The following is a 1,783-nucleotide window of genomic DNA, read 5'->3' as shown; positions in this document are numbered from 1 at the left end:
ATTCCTGACATTTTTTGCATACGGAAATTGTTTCTTTTCCCGCGCAAACGAAATTTATCCGGCAAATTGTACATTCAGGGAATAATCCGGGTTATATCCTATTAACTTAGGATGTAATGGTCTCCCCACGTATGCGAAGCTGTGTCTTCTGCCTGCGTTTCCATCGGCGCCTAAGGAGGAATTTCATGAGGTTATGTAATTACGGGACAAATCGTCCCCATGATTCTTTAGCGGAGCTTCGACGGCGCGGTGTGCTGCTGCTCGCGGCTCTGCTGCTTGTGTGTACGCTGATGGCGGGAGCTGTCAGTGCGGACACGTGGGATGGTTCTTCTTTGAATAGCAGTTGGTATCAGGGGGAAATAGCTGCCGGACATGACGGCTCGACCTGGGATAACGCACTCCTGATTTACGATGCGAAGAGTCTTGCCGAGCTCGCAAACCAGACGAATACCAACACATCACAAGGAGGATTCTCTGGGAAATGGATTCGGTTAGTGAATGATATTGATCTCGGAAGCAAACAATGGACACCCATTGGGAATACAACAAATACTTCCAAACAGACTGCGATCTTCAAGGGTAAATTTGACGGAGGAAATAAGAACATCTCCAATCTGAGCATTCAGAACTCCAAGGATTCGTATGTTGGATTTATCGGGTATCTTGGGCCTGGCAACTCTCCCCTTGTCAGTAATCTGACCTTCGTCAACGCCTCAGTCACCACCACAAACACTGCACATGCCTCATCTATTGGGGTAGCTGTGGGTCGTGGTCAAGTTTCTGATGTCAAAAACATTCATGTTCAGAACTCCGCCGTTTCCGGATGGAGTTTTGTCGGCGGGATTATCGGATACGGATATGTCAATATCCAGGGATGTCATGTGAAAGATACAAAGATAACAGCAACCAGCCCCAGTCCAAGGACCCGCGTCGGAGGTATTGCAGGATCCCTTTGTACAGATGGATCGTCTTCTGTTATGGAATGTTCTGTCACAAGGACTACCATTCGTGCTGAGGGTGAGGATCAACAGGCAGGAGGTCTCGTTGGCAGTGCAAATCTCGAACTCACAGGAAACGACGATTTTTTGTCCTTCAGCAAGAACACGGTAGAATCAACGTCCATCAGTGCAACGAGCCCTAACGCAAGAGTCAGTCCCTTTGTGTTTGCGGAAGACCAAAAATTTGTTGATGCTGGTGGATTTTCAACGGATCAGGATACGGTTGCACAGGTTACGGTTACCGTCGAAAACTCTGAAACAACCTACACAGGGAAGGTAACGTCTATAACGGGTGATCCCGATGAAGATATCACACCGGAACCCCAACCGGAACCTCCACAGCCCCAGCCGCAGGTCTCCTCCGGTGACGGCAACATGAACAACGCCTTCCGTGTCCTCTTCGAGACCCAGGGCGGCAGCTTCATCAGCCCGGCAACCGGCCTCTCCTACGGCGACCGCGTAGCAGAACCTGCCACCCCCGTCAAAGACGGCTACACCTTTGCCGGCTGGTACAAGGATAGCGCATGCACGCAAGGATGGAGCTTCAGCGACAGCATCCCGGGCGACATGACCCTGTATGCAAAATGGACATCTTCCGCAGGCACACCGGCGGAAGCAACCGCGACCGCCACGGCGACCGCAACGGCAACCGCGAAAGCGACCCCGGTACCGACGCAGGCACAGAGCGGCACAACCGCGACCACTGCGGCACCGGTGTCCACCACCGCGGCAGGCGCACAGCCCACCTTAACGCAGGCACCCGCCCCGGTACTTGGCGGACTCTT

Annotated in this window: 1 protein-coding gene; it reads left to right on the top strand. The window is 52.6% G+C overall.

Features of this window, described 5'->3' with window-relative positions:
• Positions 1 to 185: 185 nt before the first annotated feature.
• The coding region (locus O0S10_RS10415; RefSeq protein WP_268925817.1) for an InlB B-repeat-containing protein at positions 186 to 1,783 on the top strand (1,598 nt) is incomplete at its 3' end.

It is taken from the genome of Methanocorpusculum petauri (assembly GCF_026891975.1).
Taxonomy (GTDB): domain Archaea; phylum Halobacteriota; class Methanomicrobia; order Methanomicrobiales; family Methanocorpusculaceae; genus Methanocorpusculum; species Methanocorpusculum petauri.
The sequence above is the reverse complement of the archived record's forward strand: the minus strand, read 5'-3'. Positions and strand labels throughout refer to the sequence as shown.